Raw genomic sequence first — 18645 nt, forward strand, 5'->3', positions numbered from 1 at the left:
CAGGCTCCCCGATTGGACGCACCATGAAAATTGCATTCCTTGCCGACCCGCTGGCAGGCTTCAAGACTTACAAAGATTCCACCTTCGCCATGATGCGCGAGGCCGCCAAACGCGGCCATGCCGTGTACGCCTTCGAACAGAAGGACATGGCGCTGGAAGAGGGCATCGTCACGGCACGGGTACAGCACATCGAGCTGACGGGCGACGAACACGACTGGTACAAGGTGGTGTCCACCGAAGAAGTACGCCTGTCGGCCCTGGATGCCATCATCGAGCGCAAGGATCCGCCGTTCGACATGGAATACGTGTACGGCACGTATCTGCTGGAGCTGGCGGAAAAGCAGGGCGCCTGCGTCTTCAACAAGCCGTCCGCCATCCGCGACAACAATGAAAAACTGGCCATCGCCCAGTTTTCCGAATTCACCTCGCCGACCCTGGTGACGTCGAACGAAGCGCGCCTGCGCGCCTTCCACGCCAAGCACCAGGACGTCATCTTCAAGCCGCTCGACGGCATGGGCGGCACGGGCATCTTCCGCGTCAAGGCCGATGGCCTGAACCTGGGCGCCATCATCGAGACCCTGAGCGAGAACGGCGCGCAAACCATCATGGCGCAGCGGTTTATCCCCGACATCGACAAGGGCGACAAGCGTATCCTCGTCATCGGGGGCAAGCCGGTGCCATTTTCGCTGGCGCGCATCCCGCAGGCGGGCGAAGTGCGGGGCAACCTGGCCGCCGGCGGCACGGGCGTAGCGCAGCCATTGACGGCGCGCGACCTGGAAATCGCTGAAAAGCTGGGTCCGATCCTGGCCGCGCGCGGCCTGATGCTGGTAGGATTGGACGTGATCGGCGACTATCTGACGGAAGTCAATGTCACCAGCCCGACCTGCTTCCAGGAAATCATGCAGCAGACGGGTTTTGACGTGGCGGCCATGTTTATCGACGCCGTCGAGCATGGCGTTGCGCAAACGCAGCAGCGCTAAAGGTGGAATGACTATGGTAGGGATTTTGCTCATGACACATGCACCGCTGGGACAGGCATTCATCGCCGCCTGCGCGCATGTGTTTCGCGGGCCAACGGAACGTTTTGAAGCCATCGACGTCGTCGCCGACCAGGACCTGGCGGAAGTGCAGAAACTGGCGTCGGACGCCATCTGCCGCCTCGATGACGGCTCCGGCGTGCTGGTGATTACCGACGTGAAGGGCGGCACGCCGTCGAACTGCTGCAACAAGCTGGCCGATGCGGGTCGGGTGGAAGTCATCGCCGGCATCAGCCTGCCGATGCTGCTGCGCGCCATCACGTATCGCCGCGACACGCTCGACGTGGTGGTGGAGATGGCGCTGGCCGGTGCGCAAAGCGGCGCCGTGCGCGTCGATAACCGCATCCGCGTGGGCGAATAAGGAAGTACATGGCCGCCGCCCTGAAGGCGGCGGGTTTTATAGGCCAAGATTGTCATCAGCGTAGTGCATTCAGGGATAGAGACCATACAAAAATGATTCAAAAAGAACTCGAAATCATCAACAAGCTGGGATTGCACGCACGCGCTTCCGCCAAATTTACCCAGCTCGCCGCCAAGTTCAAGAGCGACGTCTGGCTGACCCGCAACGCGCGCCGCATCAACGCCAAGTCCATCATGGGCGTGATGATGCTGGCCGCCGGCAAGGGCGCGAAAGTGACCCTGGAAGCCGAGGGCGATGATGAGCTGGCATGTGTCGATGCGCTCACCGCCCTGATTAATGACAGGTTTGGCGAAGGCGAGTAATGCCCGCCGAACGCAGCCGCAGCCGCATTCCGACAGGTCACCCCATGGCATCTTTCACGCTCCACGGCATCCCGGTCTCCCGCGGCATCGCCATTGGCCGCGCGCATCTGCTGGCGCCGGCCGCCCTTGACGTCAAACATTACCTGGTCGCCCAGGAACAGATCGAAGCCGAAGTCCAGCGCCTGCAAAGCGCCATCGCCACCGTCCACAAGGAACTGCAAACCCTGTGGAACGAGCTGCCCAAGGATGCGCCCACGGAACTGGGCGCCTTCATCGACGTGCACGCGCTGATCCTGTCCGATCCGATGATTTCCGAAGCGCCGCTCGACATCATCCGCAAGCGCCACTACAACGCCGAATGGGCGCTGCTCACGCAGATCGATGAATTGTCGGCCCAGTTCGACGAAATCGAAGACCCGTATTTGCGCGAACGCAAGGCCGACATCCAGCAGGTTGCCGAACGCGTCTTGAAAGTCTTGCTGGGCACCGAGCAGCTGTTGCCCAAGGCGGCCGCCGAAGATGAATTGATGGCGCAGATGATCGTCGTCGCGCACGACATCTCGCCGGCCGACATGCTGCAGTTCCGCGACCGTTCCTTCATCGGCTTCATCACCGACGTGGGCGGGCAGAACTCGCACACGGCCATCGTCGCGCGCAGCCTGGATATCCCGGCCGCCGTCGGCATGTCGCAGGCGTCGATGCTGATCGAGCAGGACGACTGGCTGATCATCGACGGCGATGCCGGCGTCGTCATCGCCAACCCCAGCGCCCTGGTGCTGGAACAGTACCGCGAGCGCCAGACGGCCATGCAGCGCGCGCGCAAAAAGCTGGGCAAGCTGAAAAAGACGCCGGCCGTGACCAAATGCGGCACCCCCATCACCCTGCTGGCGAATATCGAGTTGCCCGAGGATTGCCCGTTTGCGCTGGAATCGGGCGCCAGCGGCGTGGGCCTGTTCCGCTCCGAATTCCTGTTCATGGGCCGCGCCCACAAGATACCCACCGAGGACGAGCAGTTCGAGGCTTACCGCAACACGGTGCAGTCGATGAAGGGACGCGTGGTGACGATCCGCACCTTGGACATCGGCGCCGACAAGCCGCTCGACCAGGCCGACCATACGGCATTGAATCCCGCCCTGGGCTTGCGCGCCATCCGTTACTGCCTGGCCGAGCCGCAACTGTTCCTGACGCAGCTGCGGGCCATTCTGCGCGCCTCCGCCTTTGGCAAGGTGCGCATCCTGATTCCCATGCTGGCGCATGCGTTCGAGATCGACCAGTCGCTGGCCATGATCGCGCAAGCCAAGGCCAGCCTGCGCGAGGAGGGCGTCAAGTTCGACGACGAGGTCGAAGTGGGCGCCATGATCGAGATCCCGGCCGCGGCGCTGGCCCTGCCCATGTTCGTCAAGCGCATGGATTTCCTGTCGATCGGCACGAATGACTTGATCCAGTACACGCTGGCCATCGACCGCGTCGATTACGAGGTGGCGCATTTGTACAACCCGCTGCACCCGGCCGTGCTGCAACTGATCTCCATGACGATCGCCGCCGGCCACAAGGCGGGCATCGACGTGGCCGTCTGCGGCGAAATGGCGGGCGACGTGAAGCTTACGCGCTTGCTGCTGGGCATGGGACTACGCGAGTTTTCCATGCATCCGGCGCAACTATTGGCGGTCAAGCAAGAGATCCTCAACAGCGACCTGGGCCTGATTGCGCCACAAATGCGCAAAATTATGCGTTCCATGGAACCAAATGTGATCGCGGAAGCCGTACAACAGTTGCAGCTCATGTAAACTGTCACCCTATCGGCATCAGGACACATCGCGCGCGGCAAGATGTGTCCTGATGCTAAAGTTGCAGCACCTATCATCGCGGTGCTGCATCGACTATGGCCCGTGGGGCCAACCTCCTTTTATAAACCGACACACATGTCATCCATTGGAATCGTTTCGCCGCAAACCATGTATTTTGCGCAACCCTTGCAGCTGCAAAGCGGAGCATCGCTGCAAGACTATATGTTGATGTATGAAACCTACGGCACCCTGAACGCCGACAAATCGAACGCGGTGCTGGTCTGCCACGCCCTGAACGCCTCGCACCACGTGGCCGGCGTCTACGCGGACGAACCGAAAAGCACGGGCTGGTGGGACAATATGGTTGGTCCCGGCAAGCCGCTCGATACCAACAAATTCTTCGTCATCGGCGTCAACAACCTGGGTTCCTGCTTCGGTTCGACTGGCCCCATGCACACCAATCCCGCCACCGGCAAGCCGTATGGCGCCTCCTTCCCCGTCGTCACGGTGGAAGACTGGGTCAGCGCGCAGGCGCGCCTGGCCGATGAACTGGGCGTCAGGCAGTTTGCCGCCGTGATGGGGGGATCCCTGGGCGGCATGCAGGCGCTGGCGTGGAGCATCATGTTCCCCGAGCGCCTGCGCCACTGCGTGGTGATCGCCTCGACGGCCAAGCTGTCGGCGCAGAATATCGCCTTCAATGACGTGGCGCGCCAGGCCATCCTGTCCGATCCCGATTACCATGGCGGCGATTTCTATGCCCATGGCGTGGTGCCGAAGAACGGCTTGCGCGTGGCGCGCATGGTGGGCCACATCACGTATCTGTCGAACGATGACATGGCAGAGAAATTCGGCCGCAAGCTGCGCGACGCGGCGCAGACGGGCGACTACAAATTCGGCTTCGGCATCGACTTCGAGATCGAATCGTATCTGCGCTACCAGGGCGACAAGTTTTCCGAATACTTCGACGCCAACACGTATCTCTTGATCACCAAGGCGCTCGATTATTTCGATCCGGCGCGCGCGCATGGCGGCGACCTGGCCAAGGCCCTGTCGGGCACGAAGGCCAAGTTCTTCCTCGCCTCGTTTTCCACCGACTGGCGCTTTTCGCCCGAGCGCAGCCGGGAGATTGTCGAAGCGCTCGTATGCAACCGCCGCCAGGTCACGTATGCGGAAATCGATGCGCCGCACGGCCACGACGCCTTCCTGCTGGAAGATGCGCGCTACATGAACATGGTGCGCGCCTATTATGGCCAGGTATGGAACGACATCGGGGCGGGCTTGCCCGCTCCTGCACAGCACACCGCCGTCCGCCAGGGCGCGAAGGAGACCGCATGACTTTTGACGAATTGAGCGCGCTGCGCCCCGACCTGGCCTTCATCGCCCACTGGGTGCCGAATAACGCGCATGTGCTGGACGTGGGCTGCGGCGAAGGCGTGATGCTGCAGTATCTGCAAAGCGACAAGGAGTGCAGCGGCTACGGCATCGAGATCGCCGACGACAAGGTGCTGGCCAGTACCGTGCGCGGCGTGAACGTGATCCAGCAAGACATGGAGAAGGGCCTGGCCATCTTTGGCGACAACAGCTTCGATACGGTGCTGTGCCTGTCGTCCTTGCAGATGATGAAGCAGGTGGAGCCGTTGCTGCGCGACATCGTGCGCGTGGGCGCCGAGGCCATCGTCTCGTTCCCCAACTTCGCCTACTGGCCGCACCGCGTGGCGCTGCTCAAAGGCCGCATGCCCGTGTCGAAATCGCTGCCTTACCAGTGGTATGACACGCCCAACGTACGCTGCGCAACCATCAATGACTTCCGCGAACTGGCCGAGGAATGCGGCCTGGAAGTGATCGAATGCGTGGCCCTGGCCGAAGGCAAGATGGTCTCCGTGCTGCCGAACCTGCGCGGCGACCTGGCCGTCTTTCGCCTGCGTAAAAAAGCGGTGCATTGATGACCACAAGCCCGGCGCCAGGCTGGCGTTCCTATGCCAATGGCCGCATGCTGGCCGTGCTGGTGCTGGGCTTCAGTTCCGGCTTGCCCCTGTTTATCCTGCTGTACCTGCTGCAGGCATGGCTGGCCAAGTCGGGCTTGAACGTCAAGGCGCTGGGGCTGTTCGCCCTGGTGCAGTTCCCGTACATCTGGAAGTTCCTGTGGGCGCCCCTGATGGACCGCTACCGCATCCTGGGACTGGGACGCCGGCGCGGCTGGATGGCCCTGACGCAAGTGGCACTGTTCTTTTCCATCGGCGGCATGGGCATGCTCGATCCGCTCACGCAGATCGGCCTGATCGCGGCCGCCGCCGGCGGCGTGGCCTTCCTGTCGGCCAGCCAGGACATCGTCATCGACGCCTACCGGCGCGAAATCCTCAGCGATAACGAGCAGGGCCTGGGCGCCGCCGTCATCGTCAACGCGTATAAAGTGGCGGGCATGGTGCCGGGGGCGCTGTCGCTGATCCTGGCCGACCGCATGCCGTGGCAACCCGTTTTCTGGATCACGGCCGCCTTCATGCTGCCAGGCCTGGTCTGCACCTTGCTGATCAGGGAGCCGACCGTGTACGGCTCGCCGCCGAAGACCATGCGCGAAGCGATCATCTTGCCGTTCCAGGAATTCATCGCGCGCGATGGTTGGCGTAACGCAATGTGGATCCTCGCCTTCGTATTACTCTACAAAATCGGCGACAGCATGGCCACGGCGCTGGCGACGAAGTTCTATCTCGACCTGGGGTTTTCCATGACGCAGATCGGCCTGGCCGCCAATACCACGGGTTTCTGGGCCAGCCTGGCCGGCGGCGTGGTGGGCGGCGTGTGGATGCTCAAGCTGGGTATCAACCGGGGCCTGTGGGTGTTTGGCGCGCTGCAGGCCATCGCCATCCTCGGATTCGCCTGGCTGGCGCAGGTGGGGCCGAATACCATGCTATTGAGCGCCGTGATCGGCTTCGAAGCTTTCGCCAGCCTGGGTCTGGGTGCGGCCGCCTTTGTCGCGTTCTTGTCGCGCACCACGGACCCGCGCTACACGGCCACGCAATATGCGCTGTTTTCCAGCCTGAGCGCCGTGCCGCGCACCCTGATCAATGCCTCGGTGGGCTTCCTCGTCGCCGAGCTGGGCTGGTTCTCGTTTTTCATCGTGTGCTTCTTCCTGGCCTTCCCGGCCATGATGATGCTGCCTAAAATCGCTCCATGGAGGTCTGCCAATGGCACCAATATCCCTTAAACGTTACACCGTCCTGGCCAGCCTGTGCGCGGCCACCGCGCTGGCGCCCCTGTCCGTCTCCGCCCAGCAGGCGACAGTGCAGGATGGCATCAAGGTGCGTCCCTTGTCGACCTCGCGCATCTTTGCCGGCGGCGCCGATTTCAATGCACAGTCGAAGCAGCAATATACGCAGCTGGTCAACGAAGCGAAGGAAAAAAATGCGCTGGTGCCGGACAGCGATCCGCAGGTGAAACGCCTGCGCGCCATCGCCCAGCGCATCATCCCGTTCGCCACGCGCTGGAACGAGGCGGCGGCCAGCTGGAACTGGCAGATCAACCTGCTCAACTCGGACGAGGTCAACGCCTTTTGCATGCCGGGCGGGCAGATCGCCTTTTACAGCGGCATCATCACCAAGCTGAATCTGACCGACGATGAAGTGGCCGTCGTCATGGGCCATGAAATCTCGCACGCCTTGCGCGAACATTCGCAGGCGCAGGCCGGCAAGGGCAACCTGGCCGCCGTCGGCGCCAAGCTGGCCGGCGCCGGCCTGTCGGCCTGGCTCGGCGTCGACCCGAATCTGACCAGTACCGCCACGAATATGGCGGCCAAGGGTGTGATGCTGAAATTCTCGCGCGACGATGAACGCGAAGCGGACCTGATCGGCATGGACCTGGCCGCGCGCGCCGGCTTCGATCCGCGCGCCGGCGTGGTGTTGTGGCAGAAGATGGCTGCCGTGAGCGCGGGCGCGCCGCCGGAATTCCTCTCGACCCACCCGTCGGGCAAGGACCGCATCTTGCAGATGAACAGCCACATGACGCAAGTGCTGCCCCTGTACGCGCGCAGCAAGGGCGTCAGCGTGGACGCCTTGCCGCCATACCGCAGCAACGCCATCGCGCAGCGCTAGGATGTCGAACCGCCACACCGCCGCACCCTTGCCCATGCGCGACGGTGTGGCGCCCAGCTACCTGTGGCTGCCGGAAGGGCAGTGGCCCGACATGCTGGCGTTTCTGCTCGAGCGCTATCCGCAGATCAGCGCCGCGCAATGGCGGGACCGCATGGCGCGCGGCGAAGTGGTCAACGGTGACGGCGCCGTGCTGGCGCCCGACAGCGCATACCGGCGCGGCATGCGTATTTTTTACTACCGCGAGCTGGAGCGCGAAACGCCGATCCCGTTCCAGGAAGAGATCCTGTTCCAGGACGAGCATTTGATCGTGGTCGACAAGCCGCACTTCCTGCCCATGACGCCGGCTGGGCGTTTCGTGCAGGAGACCCTGCTGACGCGCCTGAAGAAAAAGCTGGACTGCGCCGAGCTGACGCCGATCCATCGCCTCGACCGCGAGACGGCCGGCGTGGTGATTTTTTCGCGCCAGATCGCCAGCCGCGGCGCGTATCAATCGCTGTTCCAGCGCCGCGAAGTGCGCAAGACCTACGAGGCGCTGGCGCCGCGCCTCGATGGCCGCGATTTTCCATTTGCCTACCGCAGCCGCATGGTCGAAGGCGCGCAGTTTTTCCTCATGCGCGAGGAAGCCGGCGAGCCGAATTCGGAAACCATCATCGATGTGATTGAAGAGCGCGGCGACGTCAACCTGTACCGGCTGCAGCCGCACACGGGGCGCAAGCATCAATTGCGCGTGCACCTGGCCTCGCTGGGCATCCCCATCGTCAACGACGCGTTTTACCCGGTGGCCCTGCCGTGCAAGGAGGACGACATGTCGCAGCCCTTGCAGCTGCTGGCGCGGGCCATCGAATTTGCCGACCCGTTGACGGGCGAGATGCGCCATTTCGAAAGCCGGCGCGTGCTCGCGTAACCCACACCACCAAGGACACAGCCAACAATGTTGTCGGATTTGCGCGAAGCGCGTAAGCCGACACCACCCGCGACGTGTCAAAGATCAGCTCTTGAGCGTGTAATCGATGATCAGCGGCGCATGGTCGGAAAAACGCTCGTCCTTGTAGACGCTGACCGTATGCGCCTGGGCCGCGATGCCGGGCGTGGCGACGTGGTAGTCGATGCGCCAGCCCACGTTTTTCGCGTAGGCTTGTCCCCGGTTGCTCCACCAGGTGTATTGGTCTTCGCGCTTGTCCAGGCCGCGGTGCACATCGACAAAGCCCACTTCGTCGAAAACGCGCGTCAGCCATGCGCGTTCCTCGGGCAGGAAGCCGGAATTCTTCTTGTTGCCCTTCCAGTTTTTCAGGTCGATTTCATGGTGGGCGATGTTCCAGTCGCCGCAGATAACCACTTCGCGGCCCAGCGCCTTCAATGCCAGCAGGTGCGGCAGGAACAGTTCCATGAAGCGGAACTTGGCTTCCTGGCGTTCCGGGCCGGACGAGCCGGACGGGCAGTACACGGAAATGACGGACAGGTTGCCAAAATCACAGCGCACATAGCGGCCTTCGGCATCGAATTCGGGGCTGCCGAAACCGATATGCACGGCGTCCGGTTCGACCTTGCTGTACACGCCCGTGCCGGAATAGCCCTTTTTCTCGGCGTAGTGGAAATGGCCATGGTAGCCGTGCGGGTTGAGGAATTCCGGCGTCATGTCGGGCAGTTGCGCCTTCAATTCCTGCACGCAGATGAAATCGGCCGTTTGCGTGCCTATCCAGTTGAAAAAGCCTTTTTTGGCGGCGGAACGGATGCCGTTCAGGTTGGCGGAGATAATTTTTGGCATAGGTCGAGAGTGAAAAGGGCGCTGGACGGGGCCGGCGGGCGCGGCATGGCGATTGTCTCGCCGGTGCGCGCGGATTAAAATACAGGCACTTTTAAAAAATGAGGCTAATGTGAATAATTTACGCCAGCAGTTTATCGCGTTTTCAGTATCCAAGGGAGTCTTGCGGTTTGGCGAGTTCACCACCAAGGCCGGACGCCAGTCGCCGTACTTCTTCAATGCAGGCCTGTTCCACGACGGCGCCACCCTGGCCGAGCTGGCGCAGTTCTACGCGCAGACCCTGCTCGACTCGGGCGTCGAATTCGACATGCTGTTCGGCCCCGCCTACAAGGGCATCACCCTGGCATCGGCCACCGCCGTGGCGCTGGCCGGCAAGGGTCGCAACACTTCGTTCGCCTTCAACCGCAAGGAAGCCAAGGACCATGGCGAAGGCGGCACCATCGTCGGCGCCAAGCTGCATGGCAAGGTTGTCATCATTGACGATGTGATCTCGGCCGGTACCTCGGTGCGCGAATCGGTGGACATGATCCGTGCCGCCGGCGCCGAGCCATGCGCCGTGCTGATCGCCCTGGACCGCATGGAGCGTTCCGGCCCGGACGGCCAGCTGTCGCCAAGTTCGGCGGTGCAGGAAGTGTCGAAACAGTACGGCATCCCCGTCATCTCGATCGGCAACCTGGACGACTTGTTCGGCTACCTGAATGGCGCGGGCGCTGATCCGGAACTGCTGAAACATAAAGAGGCTGTTTCCGCCTACCGCACCAAATATGGCATTTAAGTAGTCTTGTCCAGCAGCGCCCGCAGCCGCGGGTCGCTGCAGGCGGTGGCAGCTTGCGGATGGCATTGCAGTAGCCGCCGCAGCAGCGCGCCGCCGATGCCGCGCCGCCGGAATGGCGGCTTCACGAACAGCATGTTCACCGTCACCCCGTCTGCGCACTTGCTGATGTCGAGCATGGCCACCTGCTGGCCGTCGATCCACGCGCACAGCGCGCTGTCCCCTTGCCAGTTTATCTGCATCACGCCAGCCATGGCTTGAGCGCCGCATGCAAGCCCAGGGCGAACAGCCCGGCAAAAAAACACCGTTTGAATACCTGCTGCGCTATGCGTCCGCGCAGCCATTGACCGGCCAGCATGCCGGCCAGCGCCGGCAGCAGCGCATACGCGGAGGCGCCCGCCGCGCCCAGGCTGAAGTTGCCGTGCAGGGCCAGGCTGGCCGCCAGCGCCACGGTCGATGCCGTAAATGCCAGGCCCAGCGCCTGCACCAGCGCATCGCGCGCCAGCCCCAGTCCCTGCAGATATGGCACGGCGGGGATGACGAACACGCCCGTGGCGGCCGTCACCAGCCCTGTCGCCGCGCCCGCGACGGGCCCCAGCCACGCTTCGTGCCGGGCCGGCACGCGCAACTGCAGCGAGAACAAGCCGGCCAGCGCGTACAGCATCAGCGCCACGCCCAGCGCGACGACGGCCCAGACCCCGCTGTCGGTCGGCAGCAGGGCGCCGCCCGCCAGGGTGCCCGCCATGACGGCCGCCAGCATGGGCCACAAACGGCGCAGCAGGCCGCGCAGGCCCGGGCCCGCCGCCAGTTGCCAGGCGTTCGTCACCATCGATGGCACGATCAGCAGGGCGGCCGCCTGCACGGGTGGCATGACAAGGCTGAGCGTGCCCATGGCCACCGTCGGCAAGCCCAGTCCGACTACGCCCTTGACGAAGCCAGCGACGAGGAAGCTGGCGCCGACAGCCAGCAGAAATGACGTCTCCATCTTTTTTATCCAGAGTGATTTTGCGTGGATTCTGCGCTTGCCCGGGGATTTCGCCAAGGTGGATTATTTTGAGTCAGCCTTAGCAAAATACGAAGGCTGATAAGATGGCGAAAAGGAGAGCCGCCATGCGCTTTGATCTGGTCGATTTGCAGCTGTTTGTCAACGTGGTGGAGGCGGGCAGCCTGACGGCGGGCGCCGCGCGCAGCCATCTCGCATTGGCCTCCAGCAGCGCGCGCGTGCGCGGCATGGAAGAGATGCTGGGCATGCCCCTGCTGCTGCGCGGGCGGCGCGGCGTGGAGCCGACGCCCGTGGGCCAGGCCTTGCTGCATCATGCGCGCCTGGTGCTGCTGCAAATGGAAAAAATGCGCGGCGAGCTTGGCGAATTTGCGCGCGGCTTGAAAGGGCAGTTGCGGCTGCTGTGCAATACGGCCGCGCTCAGCGAGTTCTTGCCCGAGGCGCTCGGCGCTTTTCTCGACCGCCATCCGAACCTGACCATCGACCTGGAAGAGCGCCTCAGTTACGATATCGTCAAGGCTGTCTCGGAAGGGCTGGCCGACATGGGCATCGTGTCCGACTCGGTCGACATGCGCGGCTTGCAGACGTTCCTGTTCCGCCCCGACCGGCTGGTGGTCATCGCCGCGGCCGACGGCGTGCACCACCGCGCGCTCGGCCAGGATGGCGTCGTTGATTTTGCCAGCGTGCTGGATCACGATTTCATCGGCCTGGCCGACGACAGCGCGATGCAGCAGTACCTGGGCATGCATGCGGCGCGCCTGGGGCGTCCGTTGAAGGTGCGCGTGCGCCTGCGCAGTTTCGATGCCGTCTGCCGCATGGTGGCCAGCGGCGTGGGCATCAGCGTGGTGCCGCTGGCGGCTGCCAGCCGCTGCCAGCAGACGATGGCGCTGCGCTGCCTTGAATTATCCGATCCCTGGTCGGTACGCAATCTGACAATCTGCGTGCGCCAGTTCAGTGAATTACCCCTGTATGCGCGCCAGTTGATCGATCATCTGAAGGCGTGACAGGGCATGACAGGAGCAGCGATGCGTTTTTCAGAAGACAAGATGGCCAGCCTGCGGTGCAGCGACCAGGTCGAGCGGCCAATCCACATCTGGCAGCCGGAGCACATCCCGCCACGTGCAGTGATCCTGGCGATCCACGGCGGCATGGCGCATGCGGGCGATTACGTCACGCCGGCGCTGTATTTCCGCCAGCACGGTTTCGCCACCGTCAGCTTCGACATGGTGGGCCACGATGGCAAGCGCAAGGTCGATATCCCTTCGTTCGATGCCTTCCTCGACGACGCGGAGCTGTTCCTCGCCTGGGTCAAGCAGGCGTATCCGGGCTTGCCCGTATTCGTCATGGGCCATTCCATGGGCGGCCTGATCGCCACGCACCTGGGGCTGCGGCGCTTCGCGGGCGACCCGGCGATCAAAGGCTTCATCATCTCATCGCCGTATTATGTGAATGCGATTCCCGTGCCGAAGGTGCTGCAGATGCTGTCGGGCTGGCTGGCGCAGCGCTTCCCCATGATGAAGGTGCCGCTAGGAAACTTGACCATGCTGCTGACGCACGATCAAACCATCACCGCGCGCCATTTCCAGGACGAGCGCGACGGCATACGCGCCAGTGCGGCGTCGGTGCGCTTTGCCCATGCGCTGACGTCGGCGCAAAAGGAATTGGCGGGCGGCTTGTCGGACTGGCGCTTCCCCCTGTTCGCCGTGGTGGCGGGCGACGACAAGCTGGCCAACAGCCGCGCCACGGAGAGCATGCTGCGCAGCGTGCCCGATGGCCTGCTCGACTATCACTACTATCCGGCCAACTACCACGAGAATTTCAATGAAGTGAACCGCGACGTCATCTTCGCCGCCATTCTGGCGTGGATGGAGAAACTGCTGGCACCCGTAGCGCCGTGAGGCGCCGGTATCGTTATAATCGGTTCAACTGAATTCACCGCCGGCGCATGCCGGCCCGGTCCCCGCGGTACAGGGGAATACTCAAGGAACGAACGATGCGCTTGCTGATTGCCCTGTTACTCCCGTGGCTGACCTTTTTCACGATCGGCCGTCCGATCGCCGGCATCATTTGCCTGATCCTGCAAATCACCTTGATCGGCTGGCTGCCAGCGACGATCTGGGCCGTGTATGCGCTGAGCCAGTACAAGACGGACCAGAAGATCGCCGAGGCCATGCGCCGGCGCTAACCTAAGACTGGCCTAAGCTGCGCTTCCTATCTTGATTCAACCGACATGAGGAGAGTGAGATGGCACCAGACAGACGCGGTACCTTGAACCTGGCGGCGGTAATGCTGGCCGCCGGGCTGTTGCTGGGAAGTGCGGCGCAGGCCCAAACCGACAGCGCACTGCCGCCCGTGCAGAAAAGCGGGGCGGTGGAATACCTGAGCGGCGGCATCGGCCTCGACGAGTCGACGGCCATCCAGAGCGCCAGTCCGCATTGGCCCTTGAGCCTCGTGTTTTCCGTGCAGGCGGCGGGCAAGGCGGAATTTGCCTCCGACGTGAAGCTGGAGATACGCGACGCCAAGGGTGGCGTGGCGCTGGAAACGACGGCCAGCGGACCGTTCCTGCTGGCAAAGCTGCCGCCAGGCCGCTACAGCCTGCGCGCCACGCTGGCCGGCAAGGCACTGGAACGCAAGGTGCAGGTCAAGGCGGGATCGTCCGCGCGCGTGGAACTGGTCTGGCCGGCGGGAACGAACCAGGGCCGGCCTTGATGCCGGGCGACGGCAAGGCACCTGAACGGGACTCGTCGGCGCGGGGCTTGTCGGCGCATATCCTGCCCACGTCGGCGACGATGGTCGGCGTGTGCATGACGGTGCTGTCGATCGGGCACCTGGCACCGCGCGGCGAGGTACGCGTGGCCATCGACAAGCTGCTGGCCATCGATGCCATCGTCTTTCTCGTCAGCGCCGTGCTCTCGTTCATGTCGCTGCGCCCCGGCCAGTCGCGCTTGCGCCACGAATGGTGGGGCGAACTGCTGTTCCTTTGCGGCCTGGCCCTGCTGGCGCTGGGTGCCGTGGTGCTGGCCTTCGTTATCAACTGACGTCGATCAACTGACCGCGAGCACGCGCCCTTCGGCCGCGCTTTGCAGCGCCAGTTCGATCAGGCGTATCGTCGCCGCCGCATCTTCGGCCGCCACGGGCGCCGCTGCGCCGTGGCGGATGGCGTCGGCCATGCCCTGGTAAAAGTCCTGGTAGCGGCCCGCCTGCATCTCGAGGTGTTCGAAATGTCCGTCCGGCTGCGTACCCAGATGCAGCGCGCCGCGCACGGGGTCCACGCCCCAGCCGGGTTGGCCCGGCCTGCCGCCCGCCTTCAGGGCATCTTCCTGCGGATCGAGGCCAAACTTCACGAAACTGCCCTTGTCGCCATGCACGGCGAAGCGCGCCGTCGGCGCCTTTACCAGGCAGCCCGCCTGCAGCACCACGCGCAGCCGGTCGTAGTACAGGACGATGTGCATGTAGTCGACGGCTTGCGCGCCATCGCGCTGCAGGACGATATCGGCGTACAGCTTTTCCGGCTGGCCGAACAGCTGCATGGCCTGGTCCAGCATGTGCGGGCCCAGGTCGTACAGCAAACCGCCGCCCGGCGCGCCGGACTCGCGCCAGCGCTGGCGGATCTCGGGGCGGAAGCGGTCGAAATGCGATTCGACGCTGGCGATACGGCCCAAGGTGCCCTGGGCCAGCAGCGCTTTCAGGGTCAGGAAGTCGCCATCCCAGCGGCGGTTGTGATACACGCTGAGCACCAGCTTGCGCTCTTTCGCCAGCGCGATCAGTGACTGCGCCTCGGTGCTGGAAATGGTGAATGGCTTGTCGACCACCACGTGCTTGCCCGCTTGCAGGGCCGCTTGCGCCAGGCTGAAATGCGCTTCGTTGGGCGCGGCGATGACGACCAGTTCGATGGACGGATCGGCAAACAGTTGCGCGGGCTCCGCATACACGGTCGCGTGCGGCCAATCCTTGTGTACGAGCTCCGGCTTGCTGGAAGCGACGGCCGCCAGTTCCAGGGCTTCGATGGTGGAGAGCACAGGCGCGTGGAAGGTGGAGCCGGCAAAGCCGTAGCCCACCAGGCCGGTTTTGATCTTGTTCATGGCGTGTTCACAGGTGCGTGGAAGAATCCATGATCATACCCGCAAGCGGGCGGCGGCAGCGCTGCTGCGATGTTGCAACGCCGCCGCCGCTGCTTTTAGTTCAGGCTCCAGACGTATTGCACCTTGACGCTGGCGCTGACCGGCTTGCCGCCAGCGAGGGCCGGCTTGAACGTGCACTTGGCGATGCCGCTGCGCGCCGCCTCGTCGAGGGCCGGATGGCCGCTGCTTTTGACCACGCTCGATCCCGTTACCTTGCCGGTGGCATTCACGTCGAAGGACATGTTGACCGTGCCCTCTTCCTTCGCCTGCAGCGATGCGGCTGGCCAGACCGGCTTGCCGCAGACGCCAAAGTCGATGACGGGGCGGCGCTCCAGCACGGGCGCGCTGTCGGCGGCCATGGCCTGGCCGTAGATGCCGAGGCAGGCGCCGGCCAGGGCCAGCAGCGGTATGGCCGCTTTCCAGTTCAGGGTTTGTGGTGCGGGGCGCAGCAATCGTTTGATACGTGACATAAGATCTCCTCCGTTGGCCGCCTGGGCCAGGTGGTGGGTTGAGAACTGGAGACGTTCCAGTTCCGAGAGTGCAAGAGCCAGACGCCGCGGTTCGCCCAGTTGTCTTGCTGCGAAATCATCTGCAATGTGTTCGCGTTCGAGGCGCACGCCGCGTGAAATCCACCAGACGGCCGGGTGGAAGAACAGCAGCGCCTCGATGGCGTTTTGCAGCAGGTTGATCAGATAGTCGTGGCGCCGGATATGCGCCAGTTCGTGCGCCAGCAGCGCGTCGAGCAGGTGCGGCGGCATGCCGGTGACCAGCGAAGCGGGCACCAGCACCATGGGGCGCCAGATGCCGGCCGTGAGCGGGCTGGCGATGCCGTTTAGCACGCGCAGCCGCACGGGCCGCGTCACGCCGGCATCCTGGGCCATGCGCGACAGCCTTGTCTGCAGTTGTCCATGCGTGGCGCCGGTGTTCCTGGCGCTGCGCTCTATCCACAGCATGCCCAGCGCCATGCGCACGGCCAGCACGGCGGCGCACAGGGCCCACACGCCGACGATGGCGCGCAGCAGCAAGTCCAGGTCGGGCAGGCTGTCGGGCGCCAGCAGGGCGGTCGGCAGCAAGGTGCTGGAGTACCGGGCGCCCGTGGCATCGCCGCCGGTCAGGCGCAGACACAAGCCCGCCGCCGGCCATGCCAGGCAGGCCAGCAGGGCGCCGCAACCGACGGCGTAGCGCGCCTCCGGACGCGCATTGCGCAGGGCCGCCCACGCCAGCGCCGTGGCGCAGCCGATCAGCAAGCCTTGCCACAGGAAGTGCAGCAGGGTCCAGCCTAGCGCCGGCACGAAGCCGTTCATGACTGATCGTCCTTGAGCATTTTTTCGATTTCTTCGCGTTCGGCGCGCGACACGCCCGTGCGCAGCGCCGCCAGCACCAGTGCCTTGGCCGAACCGGCAAAGGCTTTCTGCATCAATTCCTTGAGCAGATTCGTCTGCAGGCTGTCCTGCGCCTGGGCCGGCGCATACACGTGCGAACGCTGGCTTGCGTCGCGGATCAGCAAGCCCTTGCCGTGCATGATCTGCATCAGGCGCAGCACGGTGCCATACGTGATGGCAGGCTTGGCCAGCGCCATCGCCTCGTGCACCTGCTTGGCCGTGGCGGCGCCCAGCGGCCACAGTGCCTGCAGCAGATCGAGTTCGGCTGCCGTCGGTTTCGGGATGTCGTGCGTCTTGGCCATGCTGTTTTCCTCTTGCCTGAAATTCAATATGGCTAGATTAAATCTTGTAGACAAAAATGTATACTTTAATTTCTGTCGGTCTGAAAACGCCCTTGAAGGAAGAGGAAAAGTCTAGACAAGGCTGTTTATAAACGATGCGTACAAGCGAAAAAAAAGACGCCGCAGCGTCTTTTTTGGGGATGGGGGAGAGTTAGCCCGCCAGCTTGGCCTTCAGCAGTTCCGTCAGCTGGGCCGGGTTGGCCTTGCCCTTGGATGCTTTCATGGCCTGGCCGATCAGCGCGTTGATGGCCGCTTCCTTGCCGGCGCGGTATTGCTCCACCGACTTGGCGTTGGCCGCCAGTACTTCATCGACGATGGCTTCCAGGGCGCCCGAATCCGAGATCTGCTTCAGACCCTTGGCGTCGATGATGGCGTCGACCAGGTGCTCGTCGCTGGACTTCGCTTCCCACATGCCGGCGAAGACTTCTTTCGCCGCCTTGTTCGAGATCGTGCCGTCGGCGATGCGCTTGAGCATGGCGGCCAGCTGCGCGGCGGAGACGGGGGCGTCATCCAGGTCCACGCCTTCGCGGTTCAGGGTCGACGAGACGTCGCCCATCAGCCAGTTGGCGGCGGCCTTGGCGTTTTCCTTGCCGGCCTTGTTGACCACGGCGACGAAATAGGTGGCCATGGCTTTCGATTGCGTCAGCACCAGCGCATCGTAGTCCGGCAGCGCGTATTCGCTGATGAAACGGGCGCGCATGGCGGCCGGCAGTTCCGGCATCGAGGCCTTGACGGTGTCGATCCACGCTTGCGAGATGACCAGTGGCGGCAGGTCAGGATCCGGGAAGTAGCGGTAATCCTGGGCGTCTTCCTTGCTGCGCATTTCGCGCGTTTCCTTGCGGTCCGGATCATACAGGCGCGTCGCCTGCACGACCTTGCCCCCATCTTCGATCAGTTCGATCTGGCGGCGCACTTCGACGTGCACGGCTTCCTCGATGAAACGGAAGGAGTTCAGGTTCTTGATTTCGCAGCGGGTGCCGAATTCCTTCTGGCCGACGGGGCGCACGGAAACGTTGACGTCGCAGCGGAACGAGCCTTCCTGCATGTTGCCGTCGCACACGCCCAACCACATGACCAGCGAGTGCAGGGCCTTGGCGTAGGCCACGGCTTCGGCGGCGCTGCGGATTTCCGGTTCCGAGACGATTTCCAGCAGCGGCGTGCCGGCGCGGTTCAAGTCGATGCCGCTCATGCCTGCGTAATCTTCGTGCAGCGATTTGCCGGCGTCTTCTTCCAGGTGGGCGCGCGTCAGGTTGACCGTCTTGGTGACGAATTCGCCATCCTTTTCATAGCCGAAGGTCAGGGCGCCGCCGATGACGACGGGGTCCTCGAATTGGCTGATCTGGTAGCCCTTCGGCGAATCCGGATAAAAATAGTTTTTGCGCGCGAAGACCGAGTGCGGCGCGACGGTGGCGCCGACGGCCAGGCCGAAGCGGATCGCGCGGTCGACGGCCTGCTTGTTCATCACCGGCAGCACGCCTGGCAGCGCCAGGTCGACTGGGCTCGCTTGCGTATTGGCTTCGGCGCCGTACTTGATCGGCGAACCGCTGAAAATTTTGGATTCGGTCGTGAGCTGCACGTGGTTCTCAAGACCGATGACGACTTCCCATTGCATAGTGTTCTCGCTTATTTTTTGGT

General features: G+C 63.6%; 22 protein-coding genes. 15 read left to right on the plus strand and 7 right to left on the minus strand.

What is annotated here, in order from left to right; all coding sequences use genetic code 11:
- The first annotated feature begins 23 nt into the window (after positions 1-23).
- The 9 genes from gshB (at position 24) to U0004_RS04605 (ending at position 8536) form a co-directional block, all read left to right on the plus strand.
- Complete coding sequence (gene gshB / locus U0004_RS04565; RefSeq protein ID WP_070254360.1) at positions 24-980, plus strand: glutathione synthase; 957 nt, start codon at positions 24-26, stop codon at positions 978-980.
- 13 nt (positions 981-993) lie between these two features.
- On the plus strand, positions 994-1398 hold the full coding sequence (locus U0004_RS04570) for a PTS sugar transporter subunit IIA (protein WP_035824452.1): 405 nt from the start codon (positions 994-996) through the stop codon (positions 1396-1398).
- A 92-nt stretch (positions 1399-1490) separates the two neighbouring features.
- Positions 1491-1760, plus strand: coding sequence for an HPr family phosphocarrier protein (locus tag U0004_RS04575; RefSeq protein WP_070254359.1), 270 nt, complete (start codon positions 1491-1493; stop codon positions 1758-1760).
- 44 nt (positions 1761-1804) lie between these two features.
- The gene (gene ptsP, locus U0004_RS04580) at positions 1805-3547 is read left to right on the plus strand and encodes a phosphoenolpyruvate--protein phosphotransferase (protein WP_034785303.1); all 1743 of its coding nucleotides are present in this window, start codon (positions 1805-1807) and stop codon (positions 3545-3547) included.
- A gap of 135 nt (positions 3548-3682) precedes the next feature.
- On the plus strand, positions 3683-4882 hold the full coding sequence (gene metX, locus U0004_RS04585; RefSeq protein ID WP_071653281.1) for a homoserine O-succinyltransferase MetX: 1200 nt from the start codon (positions 3683-3685) through the stop codon (positions 4880-4882).
- Positions 4879-5490: a methionine biosynthesis protein MetW gene (metW, locus tag U0004_RS04590; protein ID WP_034784683.1), complete on the plus strand. Its 612-nt coding sequence runs from the start codon at positions 4879-4881 to the stop codon at positions 5488-5490. Before metX ends, metW begins: the two co-directional genes overlap by 4 nt.
- Positions 5490-6749, plus strand: a complete 1260-nt coding sequence (locus U0004_RS04595; RefSeq protein WP_070254357.1) for an AmpG family muropeptide MFS transporter — start codon at positions 5490-5492, stop codon at positions 6747-6749. Before metW ends, U0004_RS04595 begins: the two co-directional genes overlap by 1 nt.
- Positions 6730-7632 carry a M48 family metallopeptidase gene (locus U0004_RS04600; protein ID WP_070254356.1) on the plus strand — a complete coding sequence of 301 codons (903 nt, stop codon included), beginning with the start codon at positions 6730-6732 and terminating at the stop codon, positions 7630-7632. Before U0004_RS04595 ends, U0004_RS04600 begins: the two co-directional genes overlap by 20 nt.
- Position 7633: 1 nt before the next feature.
- Positions 7634-8536: a pseudouridine synthase gene (locus U0004_RS04605; RefSeq protein WP_070254355.1), complete on the plus strand. Its 903-nt coding sequence runs from the start codon at positions 7634-7636 to the stop codon at positions 8534-8536.
- Positions 8537-8620: 84 nt separating this feature from the next.
- On the opposite strand, the gene U0004_RS04610 is transcribed toward U0004_RS04605, so the two are convergent.
- Positions 8621-9397 (minus strand): exodeoxyribonuclease III, encoded by a 777-nt coding sequence (locus tag U0004_RS04610; protein WP_070254354.1) that lies wholly within the window; start codon positions 9395-9397, stop codon positions 8621-8623.
- A gap of 109 nt (positions 9398-9506) precedes the next feature.
- Here U0004_RS04610 and pyrE point away from each other — a divergent pair, with 109 nt between their 5' ends.
- On the plus strand, positions 9507-10169 hold the full coding sequence (gene pyrE, locus U0004_RS04615) for an orotate phosphoribosyltransferase (RefSeq protein WP_034784688.1): 663 nt from the start codon (positions 9507-9509) through the stop codon (positions 10167-10169).
- On the opposite strand, the gene U0004_RS04620 is transcribed toward pyrE, so the two are convergent.
- Together U0004_RS04620 and U0004_RS04625 are read right to left on the minus strand one after the other, a co-directional pair.
- The gene (locus U0004_RS04620; protein ID WP_070254353.1) at positions 10166-10420 is read right to left on the minus strand and encodes a GNAT family N-acetyltransferase; all 255 of its coding nucleotides are present in this window, start codon (positions 10418-10420) and stop codon (positions 10166-10168) included. The genes pyrE and U0004_RS04620 overlap by 4 nt on opposite strands.
- Positions 10408-11151: a sulfite exporter TauE/SafE family protein gene (locus U0004_RS04625; RefSeq protein WP_070254352.1), complete on the minus strand. Its 744-nt coding sequence runs from the start codon at positions 11149-11151 to the stop codon at positions 10408-10410. The genes U0004_RS04620 and U0004_RS04625 overlap by 13 nt, the downstream gene beginning before the upstream one ends.
- Positions 11152-11276: 125 nt before the next feature.
- Here U0004_RS04625 and U0004_RS04630 point away from each other — a divergent pair, with 125 nt between their 5' ends.
- The 5 genes from U0004_RS04630 to U0004_RS04650 all read left to right on the plus strand — a co-directional run bounded on the left by U0004_RS04630 (position 11277) and on the right by U0004_RS04650 (position 14204).
- Entirely contained in the window at positions 11277-12170 is an 894-nt protein-coding gene (locus tag U0004_RS04630; protein ID WP_070254351.1) for a LysR substrate-binding domain-containing protein, read from the plus strand.
- 21 nt (positions 12171-12191) lie between these two features.
- Positions 12192-13064 carry an alpha/beta fold hydrolase gene (locus U0004_RS04635; RefSeq protein WP_070254350.1) on the plus strand — a complete coding sequence of 291 codons (873 nt, stop codon included), beginning with the start codon at positions 12192-12194 and terminating at the stop codon, positions 13062-13064.
- 95 nt (positions 13065-13159) lie between these two features.
- Positions 13160-13351 (plus strand): YqaE/Pmp3 family membrane protein, encoded by a 192-nt coding sequence (locus U0004_RS04640; protein WP_034749384.1) that lies wholly within the window; start codon positions 13160-13162, stop codon positions 13349-13351.
- A gap of 59 nt (positions 13352-13410) precedes the next feature.
- Positions 13411-13875, plus strand: coding sequence for a carboxypeptidase-like regulatory domain-containing protein (locus U0004_RS04645; protein ID WP_070254349.1), 465 nt, complete (start codon positions 13411-13413; stop codon positions 13873-13875).
- Positions 13875-14204, plus strand: a complete 330-nt coding sequence (locus U0004_RS04650; protein WP_070254348.1) for a hypothetical protein — start codon at positions 13875-13877, stop codon at positions 14202-14204. The genes U0004_RS04645 and U0004_RS04650 overlap by 1 nt, the downstream gene beginning before the upstream one ends.
- A gap of 6 nt (positions 14205-14210) precedes the next feature.
- On the opposite strand, the gene U0004_RS04655 is transcribed toward U0004_RS04650, so the two are convergent.
- From U0004_RS04655 to gatB, 4 genes are all read right to left on the minus strand, one after another.
- Positions 14211-15248: an oxidoreductase gene (locus tag U0004_RS04655; protein WP_070254347.1), complete on the minus strand. Its 1038-nt coding sequence runs from the start codon at positions 15246-15248 to the stop codon at positions 14211-14213.
- A gap of 95 nt (positions 15249-15343) precedes the next feature.
- A complete protein-coding gene (locus tag U0004_RS04660; protein WP_070254346.1) occupies positions 15344-16591 on the minus strand; it encodes a M56 family metallopeptidase in 1248 nt (415 codons plus the stop codon).
- Positions 16588-16971 (minus strand): BlaI/MecI/CopY family transcriptional regulator, encoded by a 384-nt coding sequence (locus tag U0004_RS04665; protein WP_070254345.1) that lies wholly within the window; start codon positions 16969-16971, stop codon positions 16588-16590. Before U0004_RS04665 ends, U0004_RS04660 begins: the two co-directional genes overlap by 4 nt.
- A gap of 190 nt (positions 16972-17161) precedes the next feature.
- A complete protein-coding gene (gene gatB, locus U0004_RS04670; protein WP_256608853.1) occupies positions 17162-18637 on the minus strand; it encodes an Asp-tRNA(Asn)/Glu-tRNA(Gln) amidotransferase subunit GatB in 1476 nt (491 codons plus the stop codon).
- Positions 18638-18645: the final 8 nt, after the last annotated feature.

Origin of the sequence: Janthinobacterium lividum, from assembly GCF_034424625.1 — a bacterium.
GTDB classification, from domain to species: domain Bacteria; phylum Pseudomonadota; class Gammaproteobacteria; order Burkholderiales; family Burkholderiaceae_D; genus Janthinobacterium; species Janthinobacterium lividum.